Below are 25,418 nucleotides of genomic sequence, written 5' to 3' on the forward strand. Positions count from 1 at the left end.
TTTTTCGGCTCCATGAGCGGCCGGGAAAGGCCGGGTTAAAATCGCGGAACAGCATAACATCATTCCCGGGCATTCGCCAAGACGTACTTGGTTTGCAGCGGCGGTCTTGGCTATTGACGCCGGCGGAGGCAAAGCCTATAAAGAGTGGCCGAACACGGCTTTTCCCGAGGATTGCCCTGATATGCTCTACACCCCCGCCTTCACGGCCATGTTCCTGGCCAACTTCTGCACCGTCTCGAGCTTCGGCGCCTTCTATCTCTTCCCCCTCTTCATCACAGAGCATGGCGGCGACAAAAGCGACATCGGCCTGATCATGGGGGGCTTCGCCCTGGCCTCGGCCCTCTGCCGCCCCTGGGTGGCGAACATGATCGACCGGCTGGGACGCAAGAAGAGTTACCTGATCGGCTGCCTGACCATGGCCGTCATGCCCCTGTTCTACCTGACCTTCGCCGGAAACCTGGCGGACTTCTACCTGCCCCTCCTCGTGGTGCGTATCGTCCACGGCATCGGGCTGGCCATCTGCTTCACCGCCATCTTCACCTTCGTCGCCGACATCATCCCGCCGGGACGGCTCAACGAAGGGATCGGCATCTTCGGCGCCTCGGGGCTGATCGGCACCGCCATCGGCCCGCTGATCGGCGAAATGGTCCTGCATCGTTACGGGTTCGACGCCTTCTTCATCGCCGCCGGCCTGCCCGCCCTGGCCGCGCTGCTCATCACCCTGAGCCTCGCCGACCCCTACGCCCCCCGAGAGGAGCAACCCGGCCCCGGCTTCTTCACCCTGCTCGGGCGTCGCAAACACCTCGCCATCGCCCTGCTCTCACTGCTCTTCGGCTTTGGTCTGGCGGCCTCGGGCAACTTCGTCGCCCCCCTCGCCCAGGCCCGGCACCTGCCCTTTGTCTCCCTCTACTTTATCGCCTACTCCACCGCCGCCGTCCTCATCCGCCTGGTCGGGGGACGCCTGGCGGACCGCGTCGGCGAGGCCCGTATCCTCCCCTATGCCCTGCTGATCACCGCAAGCGGACTGTTGGCGCTGATCTTTGTTACCAGCGCTCCGGCCTTTTTCGCCGCCGGTTTTCTCGCCGGGGCCGGGCACGGGCTGCTCTTTCCCACCCTGAACGCCCTGGCGATCCGCGACGAACCGGCCCGGAACCGGGGGAAGATCACCGGCATCTTCACCGGCGGCATCGACACCGGCGCCTTCGCCGGCGCTGTGATTCTCGGCTATCTCGGCGAATGGGGCGGGCTCGAACTGATCTTCGCCGTCGGCGGCACCGCCCTCCTTTCGGGCCTAGTCCTGGCGCGTCCGTACCCGCGAAGGCCGAACGCCACTTGACGCCGGGCATCGCCGTCACTATATTGTCAACGCATTTTCGCCCCAACCAGGAGAGAACCGATGGCCAAGGATTACTATGCCCAGCTCGGCGTGAAAAAAGACGCCTCGGTGGAAGAGATCAAAAAAGCCTACCGCAAGCTGGCACTGAAATATCACCCGGACAAAAACCCCGGGGACAAGAAAGCCGAGGATAAATTCAAGGAGATTACCGAGGCCTACGCCGTCCTCTCCGATCCCGAGAAAAAACGCCAGTACGATCAGTTCGGCGAATCGGGATTCCACCAGCGCTTCAGCCAGGAAGACATCTATCGCAACTTCGACGTGGGCGATCTCTTTCGGGAATTCGGCCTGGGGGATAACGATATCTTCGGCCACCTCTTCGGCGGTGGCGGTCGCCGCAGTCCCTTCGGCGGCGGCACTTCCCGCGCCCGGGTGGTCAAGGGGCAGGATTTCGTCATGCGCCTGGCCATCCCCTTTCGCCTCGCCGCCCTCGGCGGGGAGCGGCGTGTCGACTACCGCCGCGACGGCATGGTGGAACAACTGCACGTCCGGATTCCCGCCGGAGTTGAAACCGGCCAGCGCCTGCGCGTCGCCGGCAAGGGGGGCATCAGCCCCATGGGCGGCACGGCGGGCGACCTTTTTCTGGAGATCGAAGTCGAAGACGATCCGGTCTTCACGCGCGAGGGAAGCAACCTGCACGTGCATCTGGAAATCCCCTTCACCGGTGCCTGCCTCGGTACCTCGGTGGATGTGCCGACCCTCGATGGCCCCAAGCGCGTCAAAGTTCCCCCCGGCATCGCCGCCGGCGGCAAGATTCGCCTCGCCGGTTTCGGCATCCCCCGCTCCGGCGGCGGCAAGGGCGACCTCTACGCCACCATCGACGTCACCGTGCCCAAACATCTGACCGACAAACAGAAAGAACTCCTCGAAGCCCTGAAAAAAACCGGGCTGTAAAAGCTGCCCCCCTCCCCACGAAAAAAGCCTCCGGCAAAGGAGGCTTTTTTCGTTTCAGCGGAAGAGTTCCCGGCAGTACATCATCCCCAGGGTGCCCCGGTTGGCCAGACATTCGGGGCAGAGCTCGCCGACATCATCCCAGAGTTCTCGGGCCATGAAGGCACCGGCCTCCTCGGCGGGAGTTTCCGGTGGCCGGTCGGGGTCGAATTCCTTGCCACAGACAGCGCAGATCTTCATCATCTCTTGGCCGAATGCTCGCGCACCAAGGCGGCGAGTCCTTCCAGAAAATCGGGTTCGGCGTTGAGGGAAGGGCTGCGAAAGGTGGTACGGATGCCCCGCTCGATGGCGTGGGGAATATACTCCGCATCGATCTCGTACAAGGTCTCGATATGGTCAGAGACAAAGGAGACGGGAACAATCAGCAGATTCTCACAGCCCTCACCGGCGAGTTGCTCGATGACCTCCTCGGTGCCCGGCTCCATCCATTTGACCGGGCCACTACGGCTCTGAAAGGCAATGCACCAGGGGAGTTCGGGCAAGCGCGCCATCGTCCCCTTGACCGTGCTCATCACCTGCTCCAGATAGGGGTCGCCGCGATCAATGAACTTTTGCGGCAGAGCGTGGGCGGAAAAAAGAATCTGCACATCGTCGCGCACCAGTTCGTGGAAGTATTCCAGACCGACGCGGATGCGGCCGGCCAGGGCATCGAGATAGCCGGGCCAATCGTACCACTGCTCAATGACGGAAAAACGCAGGGCCGGATAGACCTCTTCGGCAGCGCGGCGAAAATCCTTGACGCTACTGCCCGTCGTCGCCTTGGTGTAATGGGGGTACATGGAGAGGACCACCGCCTCCTCGACGCCGTCGGCGGCCATTTGCCGCAAGACCTCATCGGCGCGGGGATGCCAGTAGCGCATCGCCACGTAAGGGCGATATTCGCAACCGAGGCGGGTGGCAATCCCCTCAGCCTGCTTTTGCGTCCAATGAAGCAGGGGCGAGGCGCCGCCGATGTCCCGGTAGTTCTGCACCACCTGGCGCGAACGCAGAGTGGAGATAAGCCGGGCGAAGGGTTTCTGCAGGAGGCTCCCCAGGGGCAACTGGATCAGGTCCCGGTCGGAGAAGAGGTTGTAGAGAAAGGGGCGCACCGCTTCAAGGCTGTCCGGGCCGCCCATGTTGAGAAGAACGAGGCCGATCGGTTTTTCTGACATCGTAAGGACCGTGAGGGGTGAGGGGGAGGGGTGAGGCGAGAGGAGGAACGTCTCGCCTCACTCCTCACGCAGTTATTTCCGGCTGAGGCGATGTACGCACTCGACCATGAACTTGGCGTGCTCAGGGTCAACGGTCGGCAGAATACCGTGGCCAAGATTGAAGATGTGGCCAGGGCGGCCGGCGTTCTCGTCGAGAATGCGTTTCACTTCGTTCTCAATGTAGGCCTTGGGGGCGTAGAGCACGGTCGGGTCGAGGTTCCCCTGCACGGCGGTCTCCGCCCCCAGGATGTCCCGGGCCTCGCCGAGGTTGACGTGCCAGTCGAGCCCGACCACGTCGGAACCGGCCTTGCGCACGCTCTTGAGCATCGTTCCGGCGCCCTTGACGAAGTGGATGATGGGGATGCCGTCCCGGTTGAGGCCGTTGATCAGTTTGGTGGTGTAGGACAGAATGTATTTCTCATAATCAAGAGGCGAAACGATGCCGCCCCAAGTGTCGAAAATCTGGATGGCCTGGGCGCCCGCCGCGATCTGGGCGTTAAGATACTGGCGATCCATCTCGGTGATCTTCTCCATGAGAGCGGCATAAAGTTCGGGAGCGCCGTACATCATGCGCTTGATCTGGGCGAAGTCCTTGCTCCCCTTCCCTTCGACCATGTAGCAGGCGAGGGTAAAGGGCGCGCCGCCGAAACCGATCAGGGGCACCCGGCCTTCGAACTCACGACGCAGAATCTTGATGGTTTCGAGCACGTAGGGAACGTCCTCTTCCATCACCGGGATGCGCAGGGCATCGACATCGGCCTGGGTCCGCACCGGGTTTTCGAAGACCGGCCCGGGGACAAAATCGAGTTTGAGCCCCATCGGCTCCACCGGGGTGAGAATATCGGAAAAGAGGATGGCGGCGTCGGCACCGAGATAGTCGATGGGCTGGATCGTCACCTCGGCAGCCAGTTCCGGTGTCTTGCAGAGTTCGAGAAAGGTACACTTGCGGCGCACTTCCATGTATTGGGGAAGATAGCGCCCGGCCTGACGCATCAGCCACACCGGCGTGCGGTCGACAGGGCGGCCCCAGCAGGCCTTGATGAAATCGTATTCGGTGGTCATATCGTTCAGATTCTCCTGTATGTAAACACGCGATTGGTGGCGGCGCAGGCCGTGGCCAATCACAAATCATCAATTACCGGGTTTTCGCCGCATTTTCCGCCGCCTCTTTTTCCATGCGCTTACGGGTGCGCAACGGGATGTAGTTGCAGAAGGGCTCCTCGGCCAGGTAGTCGCCGTAGACGGCGTCGGCGCGGGCACGGCAGCCGCCGCAGACGTTGAGGAACTCGCACTCGCCGCATTTCCCCTTGTACTTCTTGAAATCCCGCAGGTCGTTGAAAACTTTGGAGTTGAACCAGAGCTCCTTGAAGGGGATCTGCTTGACGTTGCCCACCGAGGAATGGAAATAGGAACAGGGCTTGAGGTTGCCGAAGCAGTCGATCAGGCAGATGGTCTGGGCGGCGATACAGCCTTTGCCGCCGCCGGTGGAGAAGGTCAGGCTGCGGCGCTGGAAATCGACCCCTTCGGCCTTGGCCATCTGCGGCACGATGCGGTAGTAGTGAGGGGCGCAGGTCGGGCGCATGAGGATGTCTTCCTCGTTCTTTTCCTGCTCGTAATGCCAGGCGAGAATTTCCTCGTAATCCTCCTTGGAGATGAGCTCGTTCATGATTTCCTCGCCGCGTCCGGTGGGAACGATCATGAACATGTACCAGGCGGTGGCCCCCAAACTTTTCGCCAGCTTGAAGGTTGCAGGGATGTCTTTCTGGTTGCGCTTGGTGAAGGAGGAGTTGATGAGGAACTTGATGCCGTTACGCTTGAGGGTTTCGGCACCACGAATCACCCCCTCGAAAGCTCCGGGGCAGGCGCGGAAATCGTCGTGGATAGCGGCGGTGGGTCCGTCCAGCGACAGGGAGACCATCTTGATGTCGGACTCGATCATCTTCGCACAGACGGCGTCGGTGATCAGGGTGCCGTTGGTCGCCATACACATGCGCAAGCCCTTGGCGGTACCGTATTTGGCGATCTCGAAAATATCCTCGCGCAGTAGCGGCTCGCCGCCGGACAGAACCATCACCGGCTTGCTCACCTCGCAGATATCGTCGATCAGCTTGAAGGCTTCCTCGGTGGTAAAATCCCCGGCCGCCGCATCCATATTCGAGGAGCAGCGACAATGCACGCAGTTGAGATTGCAGCGCTGAGTCGATTCCCAGGCGATCCATTTGGGGATGAATTTTTCCGCCGTATCCGTCATGTACGCTCCTTTATCCCGACACGTTGAGGTCAGGACTGAAATTTTTCCGATACTAACCCAGATTCGCCGCGAATGCCAAGTATTAAGCCGCGCCTTTGCCGCCCTTGCGGCACCCTAAGAGCAAGGGGCGGAACCGTCACGGTTCCGCCCCTTGTATTTAGACGATGGATGCGGAGCGCCCTCAGGCGTTGATCACTTCAGGCTCCCGCTCCGCCTGCTGTTCAGCGAAGAGTTCGTCGAAAATCGCCTGGACCGTAGTGATGCGATCGGCTTTCCAGGCGTTGGTGCCGCAAAAGACCAAACCGGTTTCCACGTCGCCGCGCTGGGCGCGATCTAAGGCATGAACGATACAGAAGCGCTCCTGGCCAGTTTTGTAAGTACACTTTTTCAGGCAGGCGGAGGGGCAACGCACGTTGAGCCGTACATCCCGCTCGCGGATCTTGTCGAAATTCTTCAGGATCGCCCGCCCCGGCAGTCCGGCCGGACTCATGATCAAACCAATATCTTCTTGGCGGCAATCAAGGTACATCTGCTTGAAGGCGTCGGAGGCGTCGCACTCCTCGGTGCAGACGAAGCGGCTCGCCATCTGCACACCGTCGGCACCCTGCGCAAGAGCATTCAGCATGTCAGCGCGATCCCAGATGCCGCCGGCAGCGATGATCGGAATGTCGAGATTCCAGGTTTCCCGGAAGTAGGCTTTGACCCCGCGCACCGTGGCGTACTGGTCATAGTCGCCGTTGCCGATATTTTCGAGTTTCTCACCAAGATGACCGCCGGCGGTGTCGGGATCCTCCACCACCACGGCGTCGGGCAGGCGGTTGAAGCCGCGGTGCCATTTCTTGGCAATCAGTTCCGCCGCCTTGACCGAGGAGACGATGGGAACCAGGGCGACGTCGGGATAGTCGGCGGTCAGGCCGGGGAGGTTGAGGGGCAGACCGGCACCGCTGACAATGATTTTGGCGCCCCCTTCGCAGGAAACCCGTACGATTTCATCGTAATTGGTCACCGCCACCATGCAGTTGGTGCCGATCACCCCTTTGGGAGCAATGGCGTAGGCCTTGCGCAGTTCATCCTTGAGCGCCAGAGGGTCGGCGGTAAAAAAGTTCTTGCCGTCGAAATGGGGGCTGTTCAGGCCGATACCGGCGGTGGCGATCAGTCCCACGCCGCCGCAGAGCGCGACGTGCCCGGCCAGATTGGCGGCCGAGATGCGAACCCCCATGCCACCTTGAATGAGAGGAAAGGGAACGGTATGCTTGCCGATAGTCAGGGGGGAATACATAGGGAGTGCTCCTTGCCGCCAGATGTTCATCGGGTCAATTCCGGGTGGAACGCTGGTTCACGGCAAGACTAGCAAAAAATCGTTAACGGCATTGTAACAGTTCTGTAAAACCCTTCTTGACAAATTCCTTGTCCGCCGTCGGCCCCCGTGCTAAAGAGAAACCATGAAAGATATCAAGCCCTTTATCAATCCACTTTTCGCTCTGATCGGCATTCAGCTGCTTTGGGTGGTGGTCCTGGTCTTCTGGATCGCCTGGTTCATGAAAAGCCACTCACGGCTGCGCGCCGTGGCGGAAACCTACAGCCCGGAACTGCTGCAGGGGGGGGCCGACTGGTTCATACTGGTCGAAGGCATCCTTTTACTCTGCGCTATTCTCGCCGGAGTCTACGTCATCTTTCTCTACTGGCGCCGTCAGGCCGAGCTGTACCGGGCCCAGCGCAACTTCATCGCCCAAGTCACACACGAGCTCAAATCCCCTCTCGCCTCGCTGCAACTGCACCTGGAGACCATCCGCCGCCGCCGACTCTCGCCGGAAAAGCTGGCAACCTTCCTCGACACCATGCTCAGCGACACCAACCGCCTCGACACGCTGATCAACAATCTCCTGTCGGCACAGCGCCTTGATCAGAAAGGGCTCAAGCTCAACCTGCGCCGGGACAATCTCTCCGCACGGGTGACCGATTATTTCCGTCCCCGCCAGTTTTCCCTGCCGAAAGCTGGCACCATGTCGCTCAATATCGAACCGAACCTCTATGCTGATCTCGACCCCGAAGCGCTGGAAACGATTTTCCGCAATCTGCTGGAAAATGCCGTCCTCTACGCCTCTGGATCACCCGTCGTCGATGTCGCCCTGAAACGCGACGGACGCAAGGCCCACCTGACCTTCACCGACCAAGGCAAGGGCGTACCCCGCAACGAACAGAAAAAGGTCTTTCGCATGTTTTACCGGGTCAAGCACCCCGGCGAGACGATCCGCGGTTCGGGCCTCGGCCTCTTTATCGTCCAAGCACTGGCCCGCATGCATCGCGGCAAGGTCTGGCTCACCAGCGAGGGGGTCGGCAAAGGAGCCAGCATCCATCTCTTACTTCCCCTGTGCAAACCACCGACCGAAGAGGAGTTCTGAATGCCGAAACCGCACCTGCTGCTGGTCGAAGATGAACCGGGGATCGCCCGGGGGTTGGTCTTCAATCTGGAGGAAGATGGCTTTCGGGTAACTCATGTGGAAACCGGCGAAGAAGCCCTGGATCTGGTCTGGGAGGAGCATTTTGATCTGGTGGTGCTAGACGTGATGCTGCCGGGGATCAGCGGCATGGAGGTGTGCGGAAAGATCCGCCGCCACGACCCGCGCCTGCCGATCATTATGCTCACCGCCCGCGGCGAAGAACAGGATCGGATCGAGGGACTGGCAACCGGCGCCGACGACTACCTAACCAAGCCTTTCAGCCTGGATGAGTTCCTGCTGCGCATCAAGGGGATGCTGCGCCGCTCAGAATGGTACCGCTCGGGCGGAGGGACGGGGCAGGTGCACCGCTTCGGTGACAACGAAGTCGACCTGAAAGAACGAAAGGCGAAGACGGCGCAGGGGGAGATCGGCCTCACCGACCTGGAGGTGAGAATGCTGCAAACCTTTTTCCGCCATGAAGGGGAAACCCTGAGCCGTGCCGAACTGCTGGCGGCGGTCTGGGGCATGGCACCGGACACGGAAACCCGCACCCTCGACAACTTTATCGTCCGAATGCGCAAGTACTTCGAAGCGGATCCCGCCAACCCGGCACACTTTCACACCGTCCGCGGCCGCGGCTATCGTTTTACCCGGCAGATGAAAAATTGAAGGGGGAGCCCCCTTCGGCTCCCCCTTCGACTACGCCTTAATCGCCGCCAGAACTTCCTCCTGGAAGGCCTCAAAACCGACATCCTCGATATACTTGCCGAGGCGCGAGCGCTGGTTCTTTGCCTTGAACCATTGCAGAATCTTGTCGACTATCGCCAGGGCTTCCTCATTGGTCGGCACATCCTCGATCAGGCGCCGCGAAAGGCGCGGCTTGCTGCCGCCGTTGCCGCCGACCTGAATATTCCAGCCCCGGGGGGAACCGATCAGACCGAGATCCTTGATACAGACTTCGCCGCAGTCGTTGGGACAACCGGACACTCCCATCTTGAACTTCCAGGCCAAGTCCAGACCATGGTACTTTTCATTCATGACCAGACCGACGGCGACGGAATCCTGCTGGCCACGCTTGCAGAAGGTGGTGCCGGGACAAACCTTGACCGAACGGACGCACATACCGATGGCCGCACCGGGTTTTTCATCCAGCTCGGCCCAGATTTCATCGAGTTTCTCTTCGTCGAGACCGACAATGGCGATACGTTGCGCGCTGGTCAGTTTCAGTGCCTGGGCGCCGTACTTCTCGGCAACGTCGGCAATCTTCCGCAACTGGGCGGGATTGGTGATGCCGCCGGGGATATGGGGAGCTACGGCGTAGGTTTCCTTGTCGCGCTGGATGATGGCGCCTTTTTCGAGAATGTCTTTTTTCATCAAAACCTCCGGAACTCAGCGGGACTTGCAGGAAGTCGCCGTCATGATAAAAGTGACGCCTCATGAAGCAGCTTTTCGGCCTGCGCGATGAGGAGCGCCAGTTTGAAAGACATGGTCCGGCAGCCGGCGGCCCCCAACTCCAGGCAACGCCGGCGGCCGGACACGAAGCTGGTCGTCCACAATCAAAATTTAATCGTTTTGATTTCGCGGTCCTTTACGGGAAAGGGCAAAGAAATAGTAATACAAGGGCAAGAAGCGAACAAGATTTTTATTCCGCCCTCCTTCCTGCGGCGGCAGCGTTCCCCTTCACGCAGAATTCCCTTGACTGACACCAACGAATCAATTAGGATGGGCGTTGCTTAATCCCTAATTTCCCTTTAGAGGAGGTTTTCACACCATGAAGAAGTTGCTGGTTGTTGCCATGCTCGCCGCCTTTGCTGCCGCTCCCGCTTTTGCCGCCGACGTTTACACCTACGACAGCAAAACAGGGGTCGTAACCTTCGACCACAAAGGTCATGGCGAGAAACTTGGCTGCGAAGCTTGTCACAAGGGCGAGCCGGCCAAAATCGAAGTGACCAAGGACTCCGCTCACAAGGATGTCTGTAAAAACTGTCACAAAGAAAAAGGCGGTCCCACCACATGTAAAGATTGCCACGTCAAAAAGTAATTTTCCAAGCACCGAAGCACCAGAAAAGGCCCCGTTCCGGGGCCTTTTTTATTTCCCCCGCAAAACCCGCCCCCACTCCTCCTTGCAAAACCGACTTCCCCTGTTATAATTAAAAATGTTGTCGCTGATGCAACAATATCTCAACTACAAAAGGAGCCTTACAGCTATGTCCTTGAAAGAAACCCGTACCGAAAAGAACATTCTTACCGCTTTTTCCGGCGAAAGCCAGGCCCGCAACCGCTACACCTACTTCTCGGCCCAGGCCAAGAAGGAAGGTTATGTGCAGATGGCCGACATCTTTGAGGAAACCGCTAATCAGGAAAAAGAGCACGCCAAACGTCTCTTTAAAATGCTCGAAGGGGGCGAGGTGGAAGTCACTGCGTCCTTCCCCGCCGGGGTGATCGGCACCACGGCCGAGAACCTGCGTGAAGCTGCAGCCGGTGAACACCACGAGTATGCCGAAATGTACCCCTCTTTCGCCAAGATTGCCCGGGAGGAAGGTTTCAACGAAATCGCCGATATCTTCATGGCCATTGCCGTGGCCGAAAAACAGCACGAAAAACGGTATCTCGACCTGCTCGCCAATATCGAAAACAACCGGGTTTTCAAACGTGAAAAACCGACTGTCTGGCGTTGCCGTAACTGCGGCTATATCCATGAAGCCACAACTGCAGTAGAAAAATGTCCGGCCTGCGCCCACCCGCAGGCGCACTTTGAACTTCTCGGCGAAAACTACTGATTTTCCAGGAGGATTAAAATGGCGAAACAACTCGAAGTTTACAAATGCTCCGTCTGCGGCAACATCGTTGAAGTTCTTCACGCCGGTCCTGGTGAACTCGTGTGCTGTGGCCAACCCATGGCCCTGATGACGGAAAATACCGTCGACGCCGCCAAAGAAAAACACGTTCCGGTGATCGAAAAAAGCGCCGGGTCCATCACCGTCAAGGTCGGCAGCGTTGCCCACCCGATGGAGGAGAAACACTACATCGAATGGGTTGAACTGATCGCCGACGGCAAGGCCTACCGCCAGTTCCTCAAACCCGGGGACAAACCGGAAGCGACCTTCCCCATCACTGCTGAAAAAGTCAGCGCCCGCGAATACTGCAACCTGCACGGCCTCTGGGCCGCCCAAGGCTAAGCAAACGCCACGCAATAAAAAAAGCCGGTTCCCAAGAGGAGCCGGCTTTTTTTATTCACAAAATCTGGAGATCAAGCCAGCAGGGTCTCGACCTTGACCTGCAGGTCCGTCATGTTGAAGGGCTTGCTCACGTAGGCATCGGCACCGGCGGCGAAAGCCTCCCGGGAACCCTCTTCCAGCCCTCTGGCGGTCATGGCTATGATCGGACAGCCGCGGGTGTCGACATCGCCTTTGAGGATCCGAGCCACCTCGTAACCGTCCATCCCCCCCGGCATCATCACGTCGAGCAGAATCAGGTCGGGAGTCTCGGCGCGAGCGATGGCGATCGCTTCCTCGCCACTGGCGGCGTAAAGAAAATGGCGATTCTTGCGGTTCAGCACGATCGCCAGTAATTTCCGGACATCGGACTGATCATCAACGATAAGGATCTTCTTCATTTTCCGCCCCGGCATCGGAGAGTCCCCCGTGGAGTTCTAGGGTTAGGTGATTTCCAGCAGGCGGATTTCAAAGGTCAGCTCTTGACCTGCCAGGGGATGATTGGCATCCAAGATCACCCTGGCATCGTCCAGCGCAACAATCTTGACTACGATCGGTTCGCCATCTTCCCGGGTCAATTCCAGGTGATTACCGACCTCCAGTTGCAGATGGTCGGGAACGTCGGCACGGCCGACTTCGGCAACCATCTCTTCCTGATGGGGGCCATAGGCCTCTCCCTCCGACAGGGTCACGGTCTTGAACTCACCGGGAACCATGCCCAGCACCGCCTGGTCGAATCCGCAAATGACCTCATTGCACCCGACAACAAACTCCAGCGGCACCTGCCCTTCGGAGGTGTCGAAAATACTGCCGTCGGCCAGACGCCCCACATAAAAGACCTTGATCCGATCGCCTTTTTTTGCCCCTGCCATACACGCTCCTTCCGTGAAAGCCTCGGCCACCGTCCCCGCCAAGGTGGACAAGGCCTCCGGAAAGACGATATGCGCCCTCCGGAAGCCTTGCGAACAGCGACCGGATTCAGTAAATCTTCGGTTATTCTTGGTTTTTAATGGAGAGCAGTTCGACCTCGAAGAGCAGGGTCGAATTGGGCTGGATGACCGGCCCGGCACCCCGCTCGCCATAGGCAAGTTCCGCTGGGATGAAAAGTTGCCACTTGGACCCTTCCTTCATCAGTTGCAACGCCTCGGTCCAACCGGGAATCACGCCGCCGACAGGAAAGGTCGCCGGCTCGCCGCGCTTGTAAGAGCTGTCGAACTCGGTGCCGTCGATCAGGGTGCCGCGATAGTTGACGCTGACGGTTTCCTCCTTGGTCGGAGATTTGCCCGTTCCTTCGCTGAGAATCTTGTACTGCAAACCACTCGGCAGGGTTACGACCCCTTCCTTCTTGCCGTTCTCGGCGAGGAAAGCAGCGCCCGCCGCCTGGTTCTTTTCGCCCATGGCCTTGACCTCGGCTTCCTGCTTGGCCATCATCTCCTGCTGAAAGTTCATCAGGGTGGTCTGCGCCTCTTCGTCGGTCATCAGCATCGGACCACCGGCGAGGGTATCCTTGATCCCCTGGGCGAGGATATCGGGATCGACCTCAATCTTCTGATTGGAAAAATCCCGACCCATGCTCATGCCGATGCCGTAGCTGACCTTGTCTTTGACGCTGGCCAACTCCACTTTCTTGCCTTCACCACTCTTTTCCCCAGCCGTGCAACCGGCCGCCACCAACAGAACCGCCAGAACCGCGCCAACAACCTGTTTCATGGAATCAATGTCCTTTCGTCTGAAAGATGCAGAATAAACTTTGTACTCCGTGGGACACAGGCTGTCAAGGGACGTCGGCAAAAACGCCCCACCAGGAGTAGGTATTCTCCGGGGCCGCCTAGTCCGGCCGCACAGACTTTGCCGCCGGAGGCACTTCGCCCAAGGGGTCGAAACCATGCAAGGCCAAAAGACCGTAAGCGACGCCGACAGCGCTGAGGTTGCCGGCGGCGGGAGTGAGGTTTTCGTGGCCGAGCAATGCATCCGGCAGAGTGGCGTAGGGGAAACCCAGGGTGTTGCCCACCGGTACCGCCAACTTCGCCATCTGGCGCAGAAGCCGATACCTTTTTTCAGCGAAGGCGCAGGCCGCTTCTTTTTCGCCCCGAGCCAGGTAATCGTCGCTCAGCCGCTGCCAGGCGTTGGCCAGTTGGAACGTCCACTCCGGAGAAATCAGCGGCTTACGCCCTAACGCAGCAACGAAGGCATGGTTGATAAAATCGACCCCTTCGGCCCATTCCTTAGCGTCGAGGGGGATGCGAACCTGGCAGTTTTTTTCAACATAGTCGAGAACGGCACGGGCCGCATCGGGTGCGAAGGTATCCAGCACCTCCCGCCCCAGCGCCGAAACGCCCCAGGACTGTACATCGGTGGCCACAGTCGGATCGGCGGATCCCCGATTGAAGCGTTTTTCGACGGCGTTGAAGCCCTGACGTTTAAGCCAGTCCAGTACTTCGGCCCGTCCCTTGCGGTAGTTTTCCGCGCCGGTTTCGGCAGCCAGCAGCCCGAAAAGGGCATAGGCGTCAAGATTGATTTCAGTGGCGTAGCTTTCGACGTAACGAGGGAGTGTCGGGTCGTAGTTAAAATGCTGGTCCTTGGGATTGGCCGGATCGCCGGGGGGGCCCATGGCGATGCCGCCGAAATTGGGATCATCCCGACGCTTCTCCTGCAACAGGAGGGCGGCATTGGCGATGCCGCGCGCCTGTTGCAGATAGGCCGCCTCGCCGGTACGCCGATAGAGATGGCCGGCGGCCAGCCCCAACCAGAGGTTGGCGCCGCTGCGCACCGACCAGTCCCGCCCGACCGGCCGACCGTCGCTGAAGGAAACCGCTTCGATCACCCCGCCGAGACGCCGGACCTGAGGGTTCTGGCGATAGAAATCGACGATCCGCCGAGCCTCCGCCGCCTCCCCCACCGCCAACCAGGCCAGGGCCGTCACCGCCGCATCGTAAGTGAAGGTCCAGCCGACAAAGCGCCCATCCCCCACATGGCTATGGGGCAGCCCGGTAGCGGCATCGCGATTGACCTTGAGCCAGCGCACCAAACCCGCTTCCAGCTCACTGAATTCCCCGGCCCAGGCCGACCCAGAGCAGAACAGCCAGAGGATCAGAAGCAACGGCACGCAGCTCTTCTTCATTTCCCCTCCGCGCGCAGACGCCGTACCCGTTCCACAACCGGCGGGTGGGAAAAATAGAAGGCCGCGTACCAGGGATGGGGGTGGAGATTGGCGAGATTGTCCCGGGCGAGTTTAACCAGAGCCGAAGCGAGATCCTCGGGATTGCCGTGCAGCGCGCAGGCGTAACCGTCGGCCTGCCCTTCGTCGCGACGGGAAAGCCAGGCGCTCACCGGGGTAAAGGGAAAGACGACCAGGGAACCAAGAAAGGCCAGCGGCAACCACTGGGCTGCGAAGGAGAGCGTGTCGATGCCGAACAAGTCCGGCACCCCACCCCAGCCAATCAGGCGATAGGCCAGATAAAAACCGCCTAGGGCCAGCAGTTCGGTGGCAAAGAGGCGCTTGAGGATGTGCCGTTTCTTCCAGTGGCCGATTTCATGGGCGAGGATGGCGAGAATTTCCGCGGCAGACAGCCGTTCGAGCAGAGTGTCGAAGAGGACGATGCGCTTGACCCGGCCGATGCCGGTGAAATAAGCGTTGCCGTGATGGCTGCGGCGCGAGGCGTCGACCTGGAAGACCCGCCCGGCAGCCAATCCGGCCCGCGCCATCAACGCCTTAATTCCCTCTTCCAGCCCCTCTTTGCGCACCGGTTCGAAACGAAAGAAGAGCGGTTCGATGACATAGGGGGAAATCAGCATGACGAAAAGGGTGAAACCGGCGAAAAGCCCCCAGCCCCAGAGCCACCAATAGTCCGGACTGGCCTCGACCAGTTGGAAGCCCCCGGCCAGCAACACCCCGAGCAGCACGAGACTGATGGCCAGGCCCTTGAGCAGATCGGCGATCCACAAACCCAAGGTCTGGGTGTTAAAACCGTAGCGGGCTTCGATGACGAAGGTCCGATAAAGGCTGAAAGGGATGTCGAGCAAGCTCTTGGCCGTCAGAAGCAAAAGATAGAAGAGGGTTCCGGAGAGAACGGGAGAGAGGCCCAGCCCCTGGATCCAGCGGTCGTAGAGAGGTAGCGGACCGGCGAAAAGGAAAAGCAGCAGCACCGTACTGTCGAACAGAGTTTCGATCAAGCCGAAGCGACTGTTGTCGAGGGTGTAGGCCGAAGCCTTGCGCAAGACCTCGCCATCGATCACTCCCTCGAATCCGGCGGGGACAACAGCGCCATGGATTTTCAGATGAGCCTGATTGAGGAGACGCAGCAGAAGCCCGGCCAGGAGTGTGAAGAGATACATCAAAAGTAGAAATGTCGTCATGGGCGACATGATAGACGAATCACGGCACCGGGTCGAGCTTCTTCGTGCGCGGACGGGCGACACTGCCGGATTGGATTTCCTGCTTCAATCGCCGGGAAGTTCGGTTATGATTGATGGCGTCGCAAAAACAGGCAGATTGTCCATCAATCCCGGGAGTTCCCATGTCCGAAACAGATTCGCAAGCTCCTCCCAATCCCGCCGCCTCGCTCTCGCCCCAGCCACCGGCCCTGGATGAAAAAGTCTTAGAGCAATGTCGAGCCGACGGCGCCAACTTTCGCGCCGCGCAGGCCGAAGCCGTCAGCCGGCTGCTGGATTCCCTCGCCAAAGGGCGACGGCAGCTGGCTGAATCCTTCGCGCAGCAGCCGAAGAACCCGCCACCGGAAGAGGCCAAAGAGTTCGTCAAGCGCCTGCAAACGGAACTGAGCGCCCAGCGCACCTGGCTGCTGAAGAAGGTTCGGCCCCAGTTCGAACAGGCCGCCAAGGGGCGGCTCGCGGGTAAAAAAACCATCCTCGCCTTGCTCGAAAAGCTTACCGACAGCGCCCGGCGACAGCTAGAACGTTATCAGGCCGAAAGGGACGCCCTCCCCCTTCCCGCGGACGCCGGGCTGTCGGCCCGTCTCGCCTTCCGCTTGCGGGAAACCGCCCGCACCCGGGGCCTGCTCACTGGTCCGGCCGAAAACCTGCCGTCGGACAAAGAACTGGAATACCATCCGCTAGTCGAAGAACTAAGCGAACTGAGCGCGAAGCTGCACAACCGCGTGGCCGACCTCTGGCCGAGCATTCGCTTTCATTTCCAGGTTGCCGATGAAGAACTGGCCCGTCTCATTGTTTCCGACCAAGAGAAGGAAACGGACATCGATTTCGGCAAGGGGGTCGAAGAAGCCGAACAGCTTGCCTGCGGCGTCCTTGCCGCCGCCGAGCAACAGATCGCCGAACTCTTCGCCCCCCTGGACGACTACTGGGCCGGACTGGACAAACGCTTGGAAGTCTGCGGCCAAGAACTGGCCCGGGGGGAATATTCCGGTTCTCGCCCCTGGCGGGATCTGGGCGAGGGCCTCAAGCGCCGTGGAGAAAAGGCTTTCCGCCACTATCTCAACATCTCCGACCATGATGAGACCTCCCTCCTGCGCGCCGCTTCAAAAAAAATGTTCGGCAGCCTGCAAGAGGTTCTGCACAAGGAAGCGGCCCCTCAGGAGAAGCTCCTGAGCCTCACCGACCTGCCATCTGCCCGGGAAGTGCAGCGCCGCAGCGAAACCTTCCCCCCTCTGCACCGCCGGCTTTTCACTCTCGGCCCGTTGAAGACCCGGGAATTCCTCGTCGCCCGTGATGAGGAACTGGAGGTGCTGGATGATCTCTTCACCCGCTGGGAACAGGGGCAGGCGTGCAGCCTGGCGGTGATCGGCCCGGAGGGGAGCGGCAAGACGTCGCTGGTCAACTGTTTCGCCAGCGAATACGGCTCCCAGGGGGAACTGCTGCGACTGGAAATCGACAAGCGACTACAATCCCCGGAGGATGTCATCGAACTGTTCCGGCAAGGATTCGATATCAAGAAACCGCTCGCCACCCTCGACGAACTGATCGGGGAACTTCTGACGCGACCGAAAGGAATGATTCTGATCGAAGGCGGCCACAATCTGGCCCTGCGGGTGGTGGGCGGCGGTCGCGCGGTGGAGGCTATCTGCTATCTGCTGCTGGCCACGCGACGACACTTCCTCTGGCTGGTCACCTTTCGCAAAGTCCCCTGGGAACGTCTCGATTACCAATACCGGGTCAACCGCTTTTTCACCCACCAGGTTTCAACCCTGCTTGCCGGGCAGCAGGAGATTCGCCAGGTTCTGCTGCTGCGTCAGCGCATTTCCGGCTATCCCCTGACATTCACCGGCGAAGGGAACGGGAAAGAGAACAACGGCACCGCCGGTGACGGGCGCGAGCGGGAAAACCACTTCTTCCGCGAGCTCTTCGCGGCCAGCGGCGGCAACCTCGACGCAGCTTTCCACTACTGGCTCCTCTGCCTCGGCTACGATGCCGAAACCGAGAGTTTTCACGCCTGCCCCCTGGGGAAGATCGACTTCTCCTTTCTTCGGGAACTGGACGGCGACCAGCGCTTCACCCTGGCGGAAGTTCTCGGTCACGGCGGGCTTTCGGCCGAGGAACACCAACGCATCTTCCACTGCGATCCCCTGACCAGCCGCCTGCGTCTGGAATATCTGGCGAGCCTCGGGCTGTTGCTGACCGAGCCCCCCAAGGGACGGGAAGGAGAAATCCGTTACCGGCTCAATCCCGTCTACTACACGCCGGTCGTCAAAACACTGGAAACCATGAATATCCTTTATTGAACGGAAAACGGCGATGCAAGAAGAAACCATTCAGAACCTCCTCAATCAGTTCTCCCCGGGGCGACTTTTGCTGGCGATTGTTTGTTTTGCCACCACCTGGCTCTTTGTCCACCTGCTACGGCTTGGCGCGGAACGGCTGCAACAAAAATTCGGACGACATCGGCTCTTCATCGCCAGTGTTTTTCCTGTCTTGCGACTGCTGATCTGGATCGGCGCCGTCGTCTTCATCATCTTCGCCGTCTTCAATCCGCCGATGAACACCCTCGTCGCCATCAGCGCCACGGCCGGTCTGGCTCTCGGCTTGGGCGCCCAAGATCTGATCAAGAACGTCATCGCCGGGATTCTGATCCTCTTCGACCGCCCCTTCCGCGTCGGCGACATGATCCAGGTCGGGGAACATTACGGAGAAGTGACCAATATCGGCCTGCGTTCCATCCGCGTCCAAACCTTCGGCGACAGTACCGTAACCCTTCCCAACGCGTTGGTGCTGGGGCAGGCTGTCTCCAACTCCAACTCGGGCGCCCTCGATGAAATGGTCGAGGTCCACTTCACCCTCCCCACCCATCTCGATCTGGTCCTGCTCCGCGAACTGGCCCACCAGTCGGCTGGGAGTTCCCCTTACGTCTACCTCAAAAAACCGATCCGGGTGCTGATCGAGGACCACTTCGACCGCACCTTCCTGACCCGACTGACGATCAAGGCCTATGTTCTCGATGTCCGCTTCGAACGACTGCTCGCCAGCGACATCACCCAGCGGTTCAAAAACGCGCTGCGTGAACATGGAATGATTCCGGAGACGCAACTGGCGCAGATGATTGTCGACTGATTGGATAAAAAGAGGGGAAGACTGCTGGAAGGAAAAATCGCTATCCGATTTTTAGGTCAAGGCCTTCCGCGATGCTGGATGCCGCTAATCAACCCGCGGGAAAACCGGGGAAGGTGGGATTAGTCAACGCGTCGTGACCATTGACAAACGTCGATAACACGGTAAACGGATAACAGCGTTTTTACTCTTACAGGGTAAAGGAGGTGCCCCATGGGAACCAAAGGCAGAGCGATCATCGGATTGGATGTCGAAGAACTCTTGAAACTCCTCAACAAGGCCTTTGCCGACGAATGGCTGGCCTACTATCAGTACTGGGTCGGCGCCAAGGTCGCCAAGGGACCGATGAAAGACGCCATCATCGCGGAACTGCTCCAGCACGCCACCGAAGAACTGGGACATGCGAACCTGGTCGCCGACCGCATCATCCAGCTCGGCGGCACCCCGCTCACCACCCCCAAAGTCTGGTTCGACTGGAGCAACTGCGGCTACGATCCGCCCGACGACCCCTTCGTTCGCACCCTGCTGCAGCAGAACATCCAGGCCGAACAGTGCGCCATCGGCGTTTATGACCAGATGATGAAACTGACCGAGGGCAAGGACCCCCTCACCTACAACATGGCCCTGACCATCCTCACCCAGGAGGTCGAACACGAAGAGGATCTGCAGGCGCTGCTCGAAGACCTCGACCTGATGATGCCGGCGCCCCGCTGACCGGCGCCCTCCCCCCAAGCGGAGATCCATGAACCCGCCGACGCCCTCGGGAAAAACTTTCCGGGGGCGTCGGTCGTCGGGTGGACCGCCGGCCTTTGTCCGGCTACAATTCTGTTCTCATCCCACGTGCCCTTTACGTGTTTGGGCCAAGCGGAAGAGAGAAAGGAAAGGCTGCGATGGCGGACAAACCGAAAATTCTCGTGACCGGCGCCGGCGGCTTCATCGGCCGGCGGCTGGTCGACAGGCTCCTGGCCGAAGGCTATCCGCTACGCTGCCTGTCGCGACGGAAAGTCGCCGCGCCGGCAGCCGGCGTGGAAAACGTGGTCGCCGACCTGCTTGACCCGGACTCCCTGGGAGCCGCCCTCGACGGCATCGACACTGCCTACTATCTGGTCCATTCCCTCGACGCCGGGGAGAAGGACTTCGCCGCCAAGGATCGGGCGGCGGCCGGGAATTTCGTCTCCGCCGCCGAACGGGCGAAGCTGCGGCGGGTCGTTTACCTGTCGGGGCTGGGCGCCCACGAACAGCTCTCGGACCATTTACGCAGCCGCCACGAAGTGGGGGAAATCCTGCGCCGGGGGAGCTTCGCCACCACCGTGCTGCGCGCCGCCATCATCATCGGCGCCGGCGGCTCATCCTTTGAAATCCTGCGCTTTCTGGTCCGCACCCAACCGATCATCCCCGACCTGCCCGGCTTGCGGACCCCCTGCCAGCCCATCGCCGTCGACAACGTGATCGGCTACTTGGCCGGTTGCCTGACTGTGGAAGCGACCGCCGGAGAAACCTTCGACATCGGCGGGCCGGAGATCCTCAGCTACCGGGAGATGCTCGAACATCTGGCCCAGGTCGCCGGCCACGTTAATCTCTATTTCCCGACCCCGGTCTTCTCGGCCTGGCTGACCTCGCGGCTGATCGGCCTGCTGTCGCCGGTCAAAAGCGAGGTGGCGCTGGCCTTGCTCAAAGGACTGAATAACGAGGTAGTCTGCCGGGAAAACCGCATCCGCGAACTGATCCCCGAGCCGCTGATTTCCTACGACCGGGCCGTGGCCCTGGCGCTTGAGGAAATCCAAGCCGGGCGAGAAGCCAGATCCTCTTCGACAACTGTTCAGAGCCGGCCATGAACAACATCCGAATGGACGCTCCTCCCGCTGTTTTTTCCACCCACGATCCGCTTGGGACTCCCTGATGGGCTGGCTCTTTTGGCTCGCCCTCGCGACCCTAGCCGCCTATGCCGCCATCGCCGTCGATGTCTTCATCGGCAGCCGTAAACTGCGCTTTCTGCGGGAGGTTCCCGCCACGTTGCCGGAAAAGCCCCCGAAGGTTTCGCTGATCGCCGCCGCCCGCAACGAAGAACGAAACATCGAGGCGGCGGTGCGGTCGCTGCTCAAGCTCGACTACCCGGATTTGGAACTGATTCTCGTGAACGACCGCAGCGAGGACCGCACCGGGGCGATCCTCGACGAGTTGGCGCGGGAAGACGCGCGCCTGCGCGTGCTGCACATCCCCGAGTTGCCGCCGGGCTGGCTCGGCAAGAATCACGCCCTGTGGCTCGGCAGTCGTCAAGCCCGGGGGGAACTGCTGCTCTTCACCGACGCCGATGTGCTGATGCGCCCCGACGTCCTGCGTCGGGCGGTCCACCTGCTGGAAAGCGCGGGACTCGATCATCTCGCGGCGACCCCCGAAGCGCACATGCCGAAGCTGCTGCTCAATCTGTTCATGGCCGCCTTCGGCTTTGTCTTCGGGGTCTTCACCCGCCCCTGGAAGGCCCGCGACCCGAAGAGCCCCCGCCATATCGGCATCGGCGCCTTCAACCTGGTGCGGACCGCAGCCTACGCCAAAGTCGGCGGCCACCAGACCATCGCCCTACGTCCCGACGATGACCTCAAACTGGGAAAAATCCTCAAAAAAGCCGGGTATCGCCAGGATCTCGCCTACGGCACCGGCCTCCTTCAGGTCGAATGGTACGGGAGCATTGGCCAGCTGATTCGCGGCCTCGAAAAGAACGTCTATGCCGGCACCGATTACCGCCTCTGGATGGCCTTGGGCGGCGTGGCCTTCCAGCTGCTTGGCGGCGTCTGGCCCTATCTCGCCCTGTTCGTCACCGAGGGGCCGACCCGACTGATCTACCTCGCCGTCGTCCTACTGCTCAGCCTGCTCATTGCCGACAGCGCCCGCTTTCACGGCCTCAGCCCTTGGTACGCCGCCGGCTTTCCCCTGACCTCCACACTCTTCGCCTACATCGTGTTGCGCACGGTCATCCTCAATCACCGGCAGGGGGGCATCACCTGGCGCGGCACCTTCTATCACCTCGACCAGTTGCGCGCCAACCGGGTGTGAAGCCTAGGGTAGCGGAAAGGTGCCCGCCACCCGCGCCAGCAGGTAATAATCAGGAAAGAACGATGAATCCATTATTGCAAGATCTGGAAGCCGCGACCCTGGAACAGTTCAACGAGCGCGAGCTGCCCCAATGGCTGGCCGATCCGGTGCTGGAGGTGGCCCGAAAGCCGGAGAAATACGGTGACAGGGAATATCTGGTGGAGATGCTGCTGGCCCAGGTGCGCGAGTACGACGTCTACGCCGATACCGGCTGCGGCAAATGGGCCTACGACCACGAGGATCTGAAACGCACCCTGGGCTGGCTCAAGGAGGGAGAATAATGGAACTTTTCGCGAAATTGCGCGCCGTCACGGAAGCGGCGCGACGGGATCAGGACCTGCCCGACCCGCTCGCGGCGAAGATCTTCGCCATTCTCGATAATCCGGAGTTGTTTCGCGCCCGGGAGAAGGAAATCCGCGACCTGATTGGCCAGGTCAACGATTACGACACCTACTGCCAGATCGGCTACATGGGCATGGGCGTCAACAACGCCATCCTCGAAGGGACGCTGAACCGGCTCTGGGCTTAAGCATAAAGGGTCCGGCTTCCAAGTTGCCAAGTCGTCCTTCGCCGATCCTCGGCATCCCCCTTCAGCGTGGCATCAGCGCGAACACGCCCCAGCCCAGGTATTCACGGGTGTAAGCGGCGTAACGCTCGGGTTCCGAGCTCAGTTGGGCGCGAACCTCTTCCGCGAGTTCGTCGTCGGGATTGGCTTCCAGCCAGCGGCGCATGGTGAGCCATTTAGCCGCCTCGTAGCGGTCCCAGCCGTCCTGGTCGGCCAGCACCATTTCCACGACGTCGTAGCCCAGATGGCGGAAATACGCGAGAAGTTCCGGAAGGCTGAGAAAGTCGGAGATGGCGTGGGCAAGACAGCCCTTGGCGACCTCTTCCGTCGGCGGCAACTGCCGCCAGTAGGGCTCGCCGATGAGGATGATCCCGCCGGGGCGCAGGCTCCGCGCCAGCAGTTCGATGGTGCCGGCGACGCCCCCGCCGATCCAGGTGGCGCCGACACAAACTGCCACATCGGCCAGCAGGGCCAGCAGGGACGCTCTTAAAAAATAAAGAACTACCCCTCCAGCTTGAAATCGTAGTCCCGTGCAAGAACTTCTCCGCGCGCAACGGCATAGCTGATGCCCGGTATGCTCAAGCCGAAGGCGCGAGAGAGTTCGGACAGCGACATGCCCAACTCCCTTGCAGCCCAGAAGCAAACGAGACTTCTTGCCTTGACCCTGGTGCTCTGGCGACTGCGGGAGAAGATGTCAGCGACTTCAATTCCCAAAAGCGCCGCGGCCCTCTCGGCAAGTCGCTGCAGGTCGTAACCGGAGGATTTCAAGACATACTGCCGATTCAGCGACTCGCCGGCCCGCGAAAGAATCGTCTCCACGAAATCCGATTTGCCCAGGATGCGCTCATCGCTCATCACATGGCCCCGGCCACAGCGCTTTGCTTCCGCCCAGCCGCCGGCGCTTCGAATCAGCCCTCCCCCGGTCAAATCCTTACGCTCCCCCTGTTGAAGCCCTTCCTCCATGTAAGCAAAATAAGCTTGCCTGGCGGTGGACGTTCTGTTGCCGAAAAAGGCTAAAACATGTGTCACATCCTGCCACGCCACTTCAGCGGCGCCGATCAGCGCACCATGACCGCAATATCGGTAACGTTGCAATCCGGCCAGATCGGCGACCAAGCCGGCCCGGAGAGGATTCAAATGGATGTAGCGGACCAGTTCCTTGAGATAGACCTCTTCCTGGCAGACGATGGATTTGAAACGGTTCTGGAAAAGCTGGCCACTGCGGGAGTGGCGTTTGTTGAATCCGACGACATAGCCGGTCAGTAATCGGCGCATGAGATTGGACAGCGGAATATCGCCGGTCCGAAAAAGAAAGTGCGCATGATTGGATAACAGAACCCAGCCATAACAGGCGGTTCTGGTTTCCGGAAGCAATTTCTCCAGGCGCTGGAGAAAATCGTCCCTATCGGCTTTGTTGCGGAATATGTTTCGACGCTCTATACCCCGGATCATCACATGATGAAAAACCCCGGGCGCGTCAAGGCGTGCGGTTCGTGGCATTTAGGAAGATTAACACACCGTCGGCGGCAGTCAAATTAATTTCTTAAGAGCGTCCCTCTCTCCTCTTCCAGTTGCTTATGGTTAAGTTACTCAGAAGACTTCATCAAGGAATGAGCCTTCCGAAGGTCGCATGTAGCGGACGCAGTGTCGCTGTGGGGATGGCATAGCCGATCCCCAGATTCAAATTCTTCTGCATTTCTGTGATTAACTCTTGGATCACCTTGATGGGGTCGATCCCAGAGATGAAGACATTTGCGCCAGGTTTCGCGTTCTTGATCTGATTCAAGAATGCTGAGAGCGACCCGTGCTTCGCATTAACTACGCCGATCTGCTCGCCCGCTAGATTGAAGAGGGGGCCTCCACTGTTCCCGTGGTTCACCGATGCATCTAGTCGAAGTGCATTCTGAGTGATGCTGGCGATGTGGGAAGAAAGGAGAACTTGCTCCATAACGCCCATCGGGTACCCGACAACGAAGGATCCATTGCCGATTGCGCACTGTGTGCTGTTTGCAAGTTTGACCGGTGTCCCCACAACGTTAGGGAACTCAATAAGCGCAATGTCATTTGCGGAGTCTTGGAACACCACAGTTCCGAAAAGCGCTTGCCCGGGCGTCTTGGGGTCAGTGATAGACATTTGCGCTCCCGGAACGACACAGTGCGCACATGTGAGAACTACTTTCCCGTTGTCGATTACGGAGCCTGAACCAAAACTGATGATGTTCTGCCCATTCAACGCGAGAACCTGGACTACGCCGTCCTTGACCGTCTGATACGCATTAGTAAGCGGCATTCAAATTCCCCCTAAGGTCTAACGCTTTGCTCACCGGAAAATTGGGAGCGCAGCGAGTAATTTTTCCGTGTGTAGCAATTTATTATGCGCTTAGGCAGAATGAACAAAAACGCTCACCATATGATGAAATAGCAACTAACTCCTGTAGAGAGTTATCTGCACCGCCGCCGATAGAAAAAGAACCCTGGGCTGCAACCAAAAAGCCTCTGGACTTTAAGCGGCCAATTGTACCAACAATGGCATATTGATCCACGTCAGGTTTGTTAATAGAACCTACTTGATGCAATCGCGAAAAAAGCTCACGCGGCTTGAGGCATGAGCCAACCAATTCGGTTGTTGCCGGGCCGAAAGGCCTCGGCAAAATGTCGTAGATATCCCCGCAGCGGTCTTAATGGCTCTTTGAAACCGCCAACAGCGCCATTTGGATAAAGATTCGTTCCCGTTTCCCGGGTTTCTTTGGGTTTTTGGCGATTTCTGAACGCGGTGGCGCGCAGGATATTCAATCCCGTCGCTT

At 59.7% G+C, this 25,418-nt stretch carries 29 protein-coding genes and 1 pseudogene; 15 read left to right on the forward strand and 15 right to left on the reverse strand.

The window, feature by feature from the left end; translation table 11 throughout:
• Window positions 1-106: 106 nt before the first annotated feature.
• Together RBR25_RS12455 and RBR25_RS12460 are read left to right on the forward strand one after the other, a co-directional pair.
• Window positions 107-1,336: an MFS transporter gene (locus tag RBR25_RS12455; RefSeq protein WP_432819879.1), complete on the forward strand. Its 1,230-nt coding sequence runs from the start codon at window positions 107-109 to the stop codon at window positions 1,334-1,336.
• Between the two features lie 60 nt (window positions 1,337-1,396).
• Entirely contained in the window at window positions 1,397-2,290 is an 894-nt protein-coding gene (locus RBR25_RS12460) for a DnaJ C-terminal domain-containing protein (protein WP_432819880.1), read from the forward strand.
• Between the two features lie 54 nt (window positions 2,291-2,344).
• On the opposite strand, the gene RBR25_RS12465 is transcribed toward RBR25_RS12460, so the two are convergent.
• The 5 genes from RBR25_RS12465 to RBR25_RS12485 all read right to left on the reverse strand — a co-directional run bounded on the left by RBR25_RS12465 (window position 2,345) and on the right by RBR25_RS12485 (window position 7,067).
• Complete coding sequence (locus tag RBR25_RS12465; protein ID WP_432819881.1) at window positions 2,345-2,530, reverse strand: hypothetical protein; 186 nt, start codon at window positions 2,528-2,530, stop codon at window positions 2,345-2,347.
• Window positions 2,527-3,498: a ferrochelatase gene (hemH, locus tag RBR25_RS12470; protein ID WP_432819882.1), complete on the reverse strand. Its 972-nt coding sequence runs from the start codon at window positions 3,496-3,498 to the stop codon at window positions 2,527-2,529. Before hemH ends, RBR25_RS12465 begins: the two co-directional genes overlap by 4 nt.
• A 72-nt stretch (window positions 3,499-3,570) precedes the next feature.
• On the reverse strand, window positions 3,571-4,599 hold the full coding sequence (gene hemE, locus RBR25_RS12475; RefSeq protein ID WP_432819883.1) for a uroporphyrinogen decarboxylase: 1,029 nt from the start codon (window positions 4,597-4,599) through the stop codon (window positions 3,571-3,573).
• Between the two features lie 73 nt (window positions 4,600-4,672).
• Window positions 4,673-5,788 carry a radical SAM protein gene (locus RBR25_RS12480; protein ID WP_432819884.1) on the reverse strand — a complete coding sequence of 372 codons (1,116 nt, stop codon included), beginning with the start codon at window positions 5,786-5,788 and terminating at the stop codon, window positions 4,673-4,675.
• Between the two features lie 181 nt (window positions 5,789-5,969).
• The gene (locus RBR25_RS12485) at window positions 5,970-7,067 is read right to left on the reverse strand and encodes an NAD(P)H-dependent flavin oxidoreductase (protein ID WP_432819885.1); all 1,098 of its coding nucleotides are present in this window, start codon (window positions 7,065-7,067) and stop codon (window positions 5,970-5,972) included.
• A gap of 163 nt (window positions 7,068-7,230) precedes the next feature.
• Between RBR25_RS12485 and RBR25_RS12490 the strand changes: the two genes are divergently transcribed.
• The gene (locus tag RBR25_RS12490; protein ID WP_432819886.1) at window positions 7,231-8,190 is read left to right on the forward strand and encodes a sensor histidine kinase; all 960 of its coding nucleotides are present in this window, start codon (window positions 7,231-7,233) and stop codon (window positions 8,188-8,190) included.
• Window positions 8,191-8,898, forward strand: a complete 708-nt coding sequence (locus tag RBR25_RS12495; RefSeq protein WP_432819887.1) for a response regulator transcription factor — start codon at window positions 8,191-8,193, stop codon at window positions 8,896-8,898. It abuts the gene before it with no gap.
• A gap of 30 nt (window positions 8,899-8,928) precedes the next feature.
• On the opposite strand, the gene RBR25_RS12500 is transcribed toward RBR25_RS12495, so the two are convergent.
• Complete coding sequence (locus RBR25_RS12500; RefSeq protein ID WP_432819888.1) at window positions 8,929-9,603, reverse strand: NAD(P)/FAD-dependent oxidoreductase; 675 nt, start codon at window positions 9,601-9,603, stop codon at window positions 8,929-8,931.
• Window positions 9,604-9,665: 62 nt separating this feature from the next.
• Between RBR25_RS12500 and RBR25_RS12505 the strand changes: the two genes are divergently transcribed.
• From RBR25_RS12505 to RBR25_RS12520, 4 genes are all read left to right on the forward strand, one after another.
• A complete protein-coding gene (locus RBR25_RS12505; protein WP_432819889.1) occupies window positions 9,666-9,932 on the forward strand; it encodes a hypothetical protein in 267 nt (88 codons plus the stop codon).
• A 68-nt stretch (window positions 9,933-10,000) separates the two neighbouring features.
• Window positions 10,001-10,270, forward strand: coding sequence for a cytochrome c3 family protein (locus RBR25_RS12510; protein WP_432819890.1), 270 nt, complete (start codon window positions 10,001-10,003; stop codon window positions 10,268-10,270).
• A 166-nt stretch (window positions 10,271-10,436) separates the two neighbouring features.
• The gene (gene rbr / locus RBR25_RS12515) at window positions 10,437-11,009 is read left to right on the forward strand and encodes a rubrerythrin (protein WP_432819891.1); all 573 of its coding nucleotides are present in this window, start codon (window positions 10,437-10,439) and stop codon (window positions 11,007-11,009) included.
• Between the two features lie 18 nt (window positions 11,010-11,027).
• Window positions 11,028-11,408 carry a desulfoferrodoxin gene (locus RBR25_RS12520; RefSeq protein WP_432819892.1) on the forward strand — a complete coding sequence of 127 codons (381 nt, stop codon included), beginning with the start codon at window positions 11,028-11,030 and terminating at the stop codon, window positions 11,406-11,408.
• A gap of 71 nt (window positions 11,409-11,479) precedes the next feature.
• Here RBR25_RS12520 and RBR25_RS12525 read toward each other — a convergent pair whose 3' ends face one another.
• The 5 genes from RBR25_RS12525 to RBR25_RS12545 form a co-directional block, all read right to left on the reverse strand.
• Window positions 11,480-11,845, reverse strand: a complete 366-nt coding sequence (locus RBR25_RS12525; protein ID WP_432819893.1) for a response regulator — start codon at window positions 11,843-11,845, stop codon at window positions 11,480-11,482.
• 42 nt (window positions 11,846-11,887) lie between these two features.
• Window positions 11,888-12,316: an FKBP-type peptidyl-prolyl cis-trans isomerase gene (locus RBR25_RS12530; RefSeq protein WP_432819894.1), complete on the reverse strand. Its 429-nt coding sequence runs from the start codon at window positions 12,314-12,316 to the stop codon at window positions 11,888-11,890.
• Window positions 12,317-12,437: 121 nt separating this feature from the next.
• Window positions 12,438-13,154, reverse strand: a complete 717-nt coding sequence (locus RBR25_RS12535) for an FKBP-type peptidyl-prolyl cis-trans isomerase (protein ID WP_432819895.1) — start codon at window positions 13,152-13,154, stop codon at window positions 12,438-12,440.
• A 118-nt stretch (window positions 13,155-13,272) separates the two neighbouring features.
• On the reverse strand, window positions 13,273-14,565 hold the full coding sequence (locus tag RBR25_RS12540; RefSeq protein WP_432819896.1) for a hypothetical protein: 1,293 nt from the start codon (window positions 14,563-14,565) through the stop codon (window positions 13,273-13,275).
• A complete protein-coding gene (locus RBR25_RS12545; RefSeq protein ID WP_432819897.1) occupies window positions 14,562-15,800 on the reverse strand; it encodes a M48 family metallopeptidase in 1,239 nt (412 codons plus the stop codon). Before RBR25_RS12545 ends, RBR25_RS12540 begins: the two co-directional genes overlap by 4 nt.
• A gap of 161 nt (window positions 15,801-15,961) precedes the next feature.
• On the opposite strand from RBR25_RS12545, the gene RBR25_RS12550 reads away from it, so the two are divergent.
• The 7 genes from RBR25_RS12550 to RBR25_RS12580 all read left to right on the forward strand — a co-directional run bounded on the left by RBR25_RS12550 (window position 15,962) and on the right by RBR25_RS12580 (window position 22,578).
• Complete coding sequence (locus RBR25_RS12550) at window positions 15,962-18,136, forward strand: AAA family ATPase (RefSeq protein WP_432819898.1); 2,175 nt, start codon at window positions 15,962-15,964, stop codon at window positions 18,134-18,136.
• Between the two features lie 13 nt (window positions 18,137-18,149).
• Window positions 18,150-18,962: a mechanosensitive ion channel family protein gene (locus tag RBR25_RS12555; RefSeq protein WP_432819899.1), complete on the forward strand. Its 813-nt coding sequence runs from the start codon at window positions 18,150-18,152 to the stop codon at window positions 18,960-18,962.
• Window positions 18,963-19,172: 210 nt separating this feature from the next.
• Complete coding sequence (locus RBR25_RS12560) at window positions 19,173-19,673, forward strand: ferritin-like domain-containing protein (RefSeq protein WP_432819900.1); 501 nt, start codon at window positions 19,173-19,175, stop codon at window positions 19,671-19,673.
• Window positions 19,674-19,849: 176 nt separating this feature from the next.
• Window positions 19,850-20,794 (forward strand): NAD(P)H-binding protein, encoded by a 945-nt coding sequence (locus tag RBR25_RS12565; protein ID WP_432819901.1) that lies wholly within the window; start codon window positions 19,850-19,852, stop codon window positions 20,792-20,794.
• A gap of 64 nt (window positions 20,795-20,858) precedes the next feature.
• Complete coding sequence (locus tag RBR25_RS12570) at window positions 20,859-22,010, forward strand: glycosyltransferase (RefSeq protein WP_432819902.1); 1,152 nt, start codon at window positions 20,859-20,861, stop codon at window positions 22,008-22,010.
• A 62-nt stretch (window positions 22,011-22,072) separates the two neighbouring features.
• Window positions 22,073-22,330 carry a GSU3529 family protein gene (locus RBR25_RS12575; protein ID WP_432819903.1) on the forward strand — a complete coding sequence of 86 codons (258 nt, stop codon included), beginning with the start codon at window positions 22,073-22,075 and terminating at the stop codon, window positions 22,328-22,330.
• On the forward strand, window positions 22,330-22,578 hold the full coding sequence (locus RBR25_RS12580) for a GSU3529 family protein (RefSeq protein ID WP_432819904.1): 249 nt from the start codon (window positions 22,330-22,332) through the stop codon (window positions 22,576-22,578). The genes RBR25_RS12575 and RBR25_RS12580 overlap by 1 nt, the downstream gene beginning before the upstream one ends.
• 61 nt (window positions 22,579-22,639) lie before the next feature.
• On the opposite strand, the pseudogene RBR25_RS12585 reads toward RBR25_RS12580, so the two are convergent.
• The 4 genes and pseudogenes from RBR25_RS12585 to RBR25_RS12600 form a co-directional block, all read right to left on the reverse strand.
• Window positions 22,640-23,071: pseudogene (locus RBR25_RS12585) on the reverse strand (SAM-dependent methyltransferase); the annotation flags it as partial.
• A 44-nt stretch (window positions 23,072-23,115) separates the two neighbouring features.
• The gene (locus tag RBR25_RS12590) at window positions 23,116-24,066 is read right to left on the reverse strand and encodes a transposase (protein ID WP_432819907.1); all 951 of its coding nucleotides are present in this window, start codon (window positions 24,064-24,066) and stop codon (window positions 23,116-23,118) included.
• A 151-nt stretch (window positions 24,067-24,217) separates the two neighbouring features.
• Complete coding sequence (locus RBR25_RS12595; RefSeq protein WP_432819905.1) at window positions 24,218-24,904, reverse strand: trypsin-like peptidase domain-containing protein; 687 nt, start codon at window positions 24,902-24,904, stop codon at window positions 24,218-24,220.
• 299 nt (window positions 24,905-25,203) lie between these two features.
• The coding region (locus RBR25_RS12600) for a hypothetical protein (RefSeq protein ID WP_432819906.1) at window positions 25,204-25,418 on the reverse strand (215 nt) is incomplete at its 5' end.

Origin of the sequence: Trichloromonas sp., from assembly GCF_034006665.1 — a bacterium.
Lineage (GTDB): Bacteria > Desulfobacterota > Desulfuromonadia > Desulfuromonadales > Trichloromonadaceae > Trichloromonas.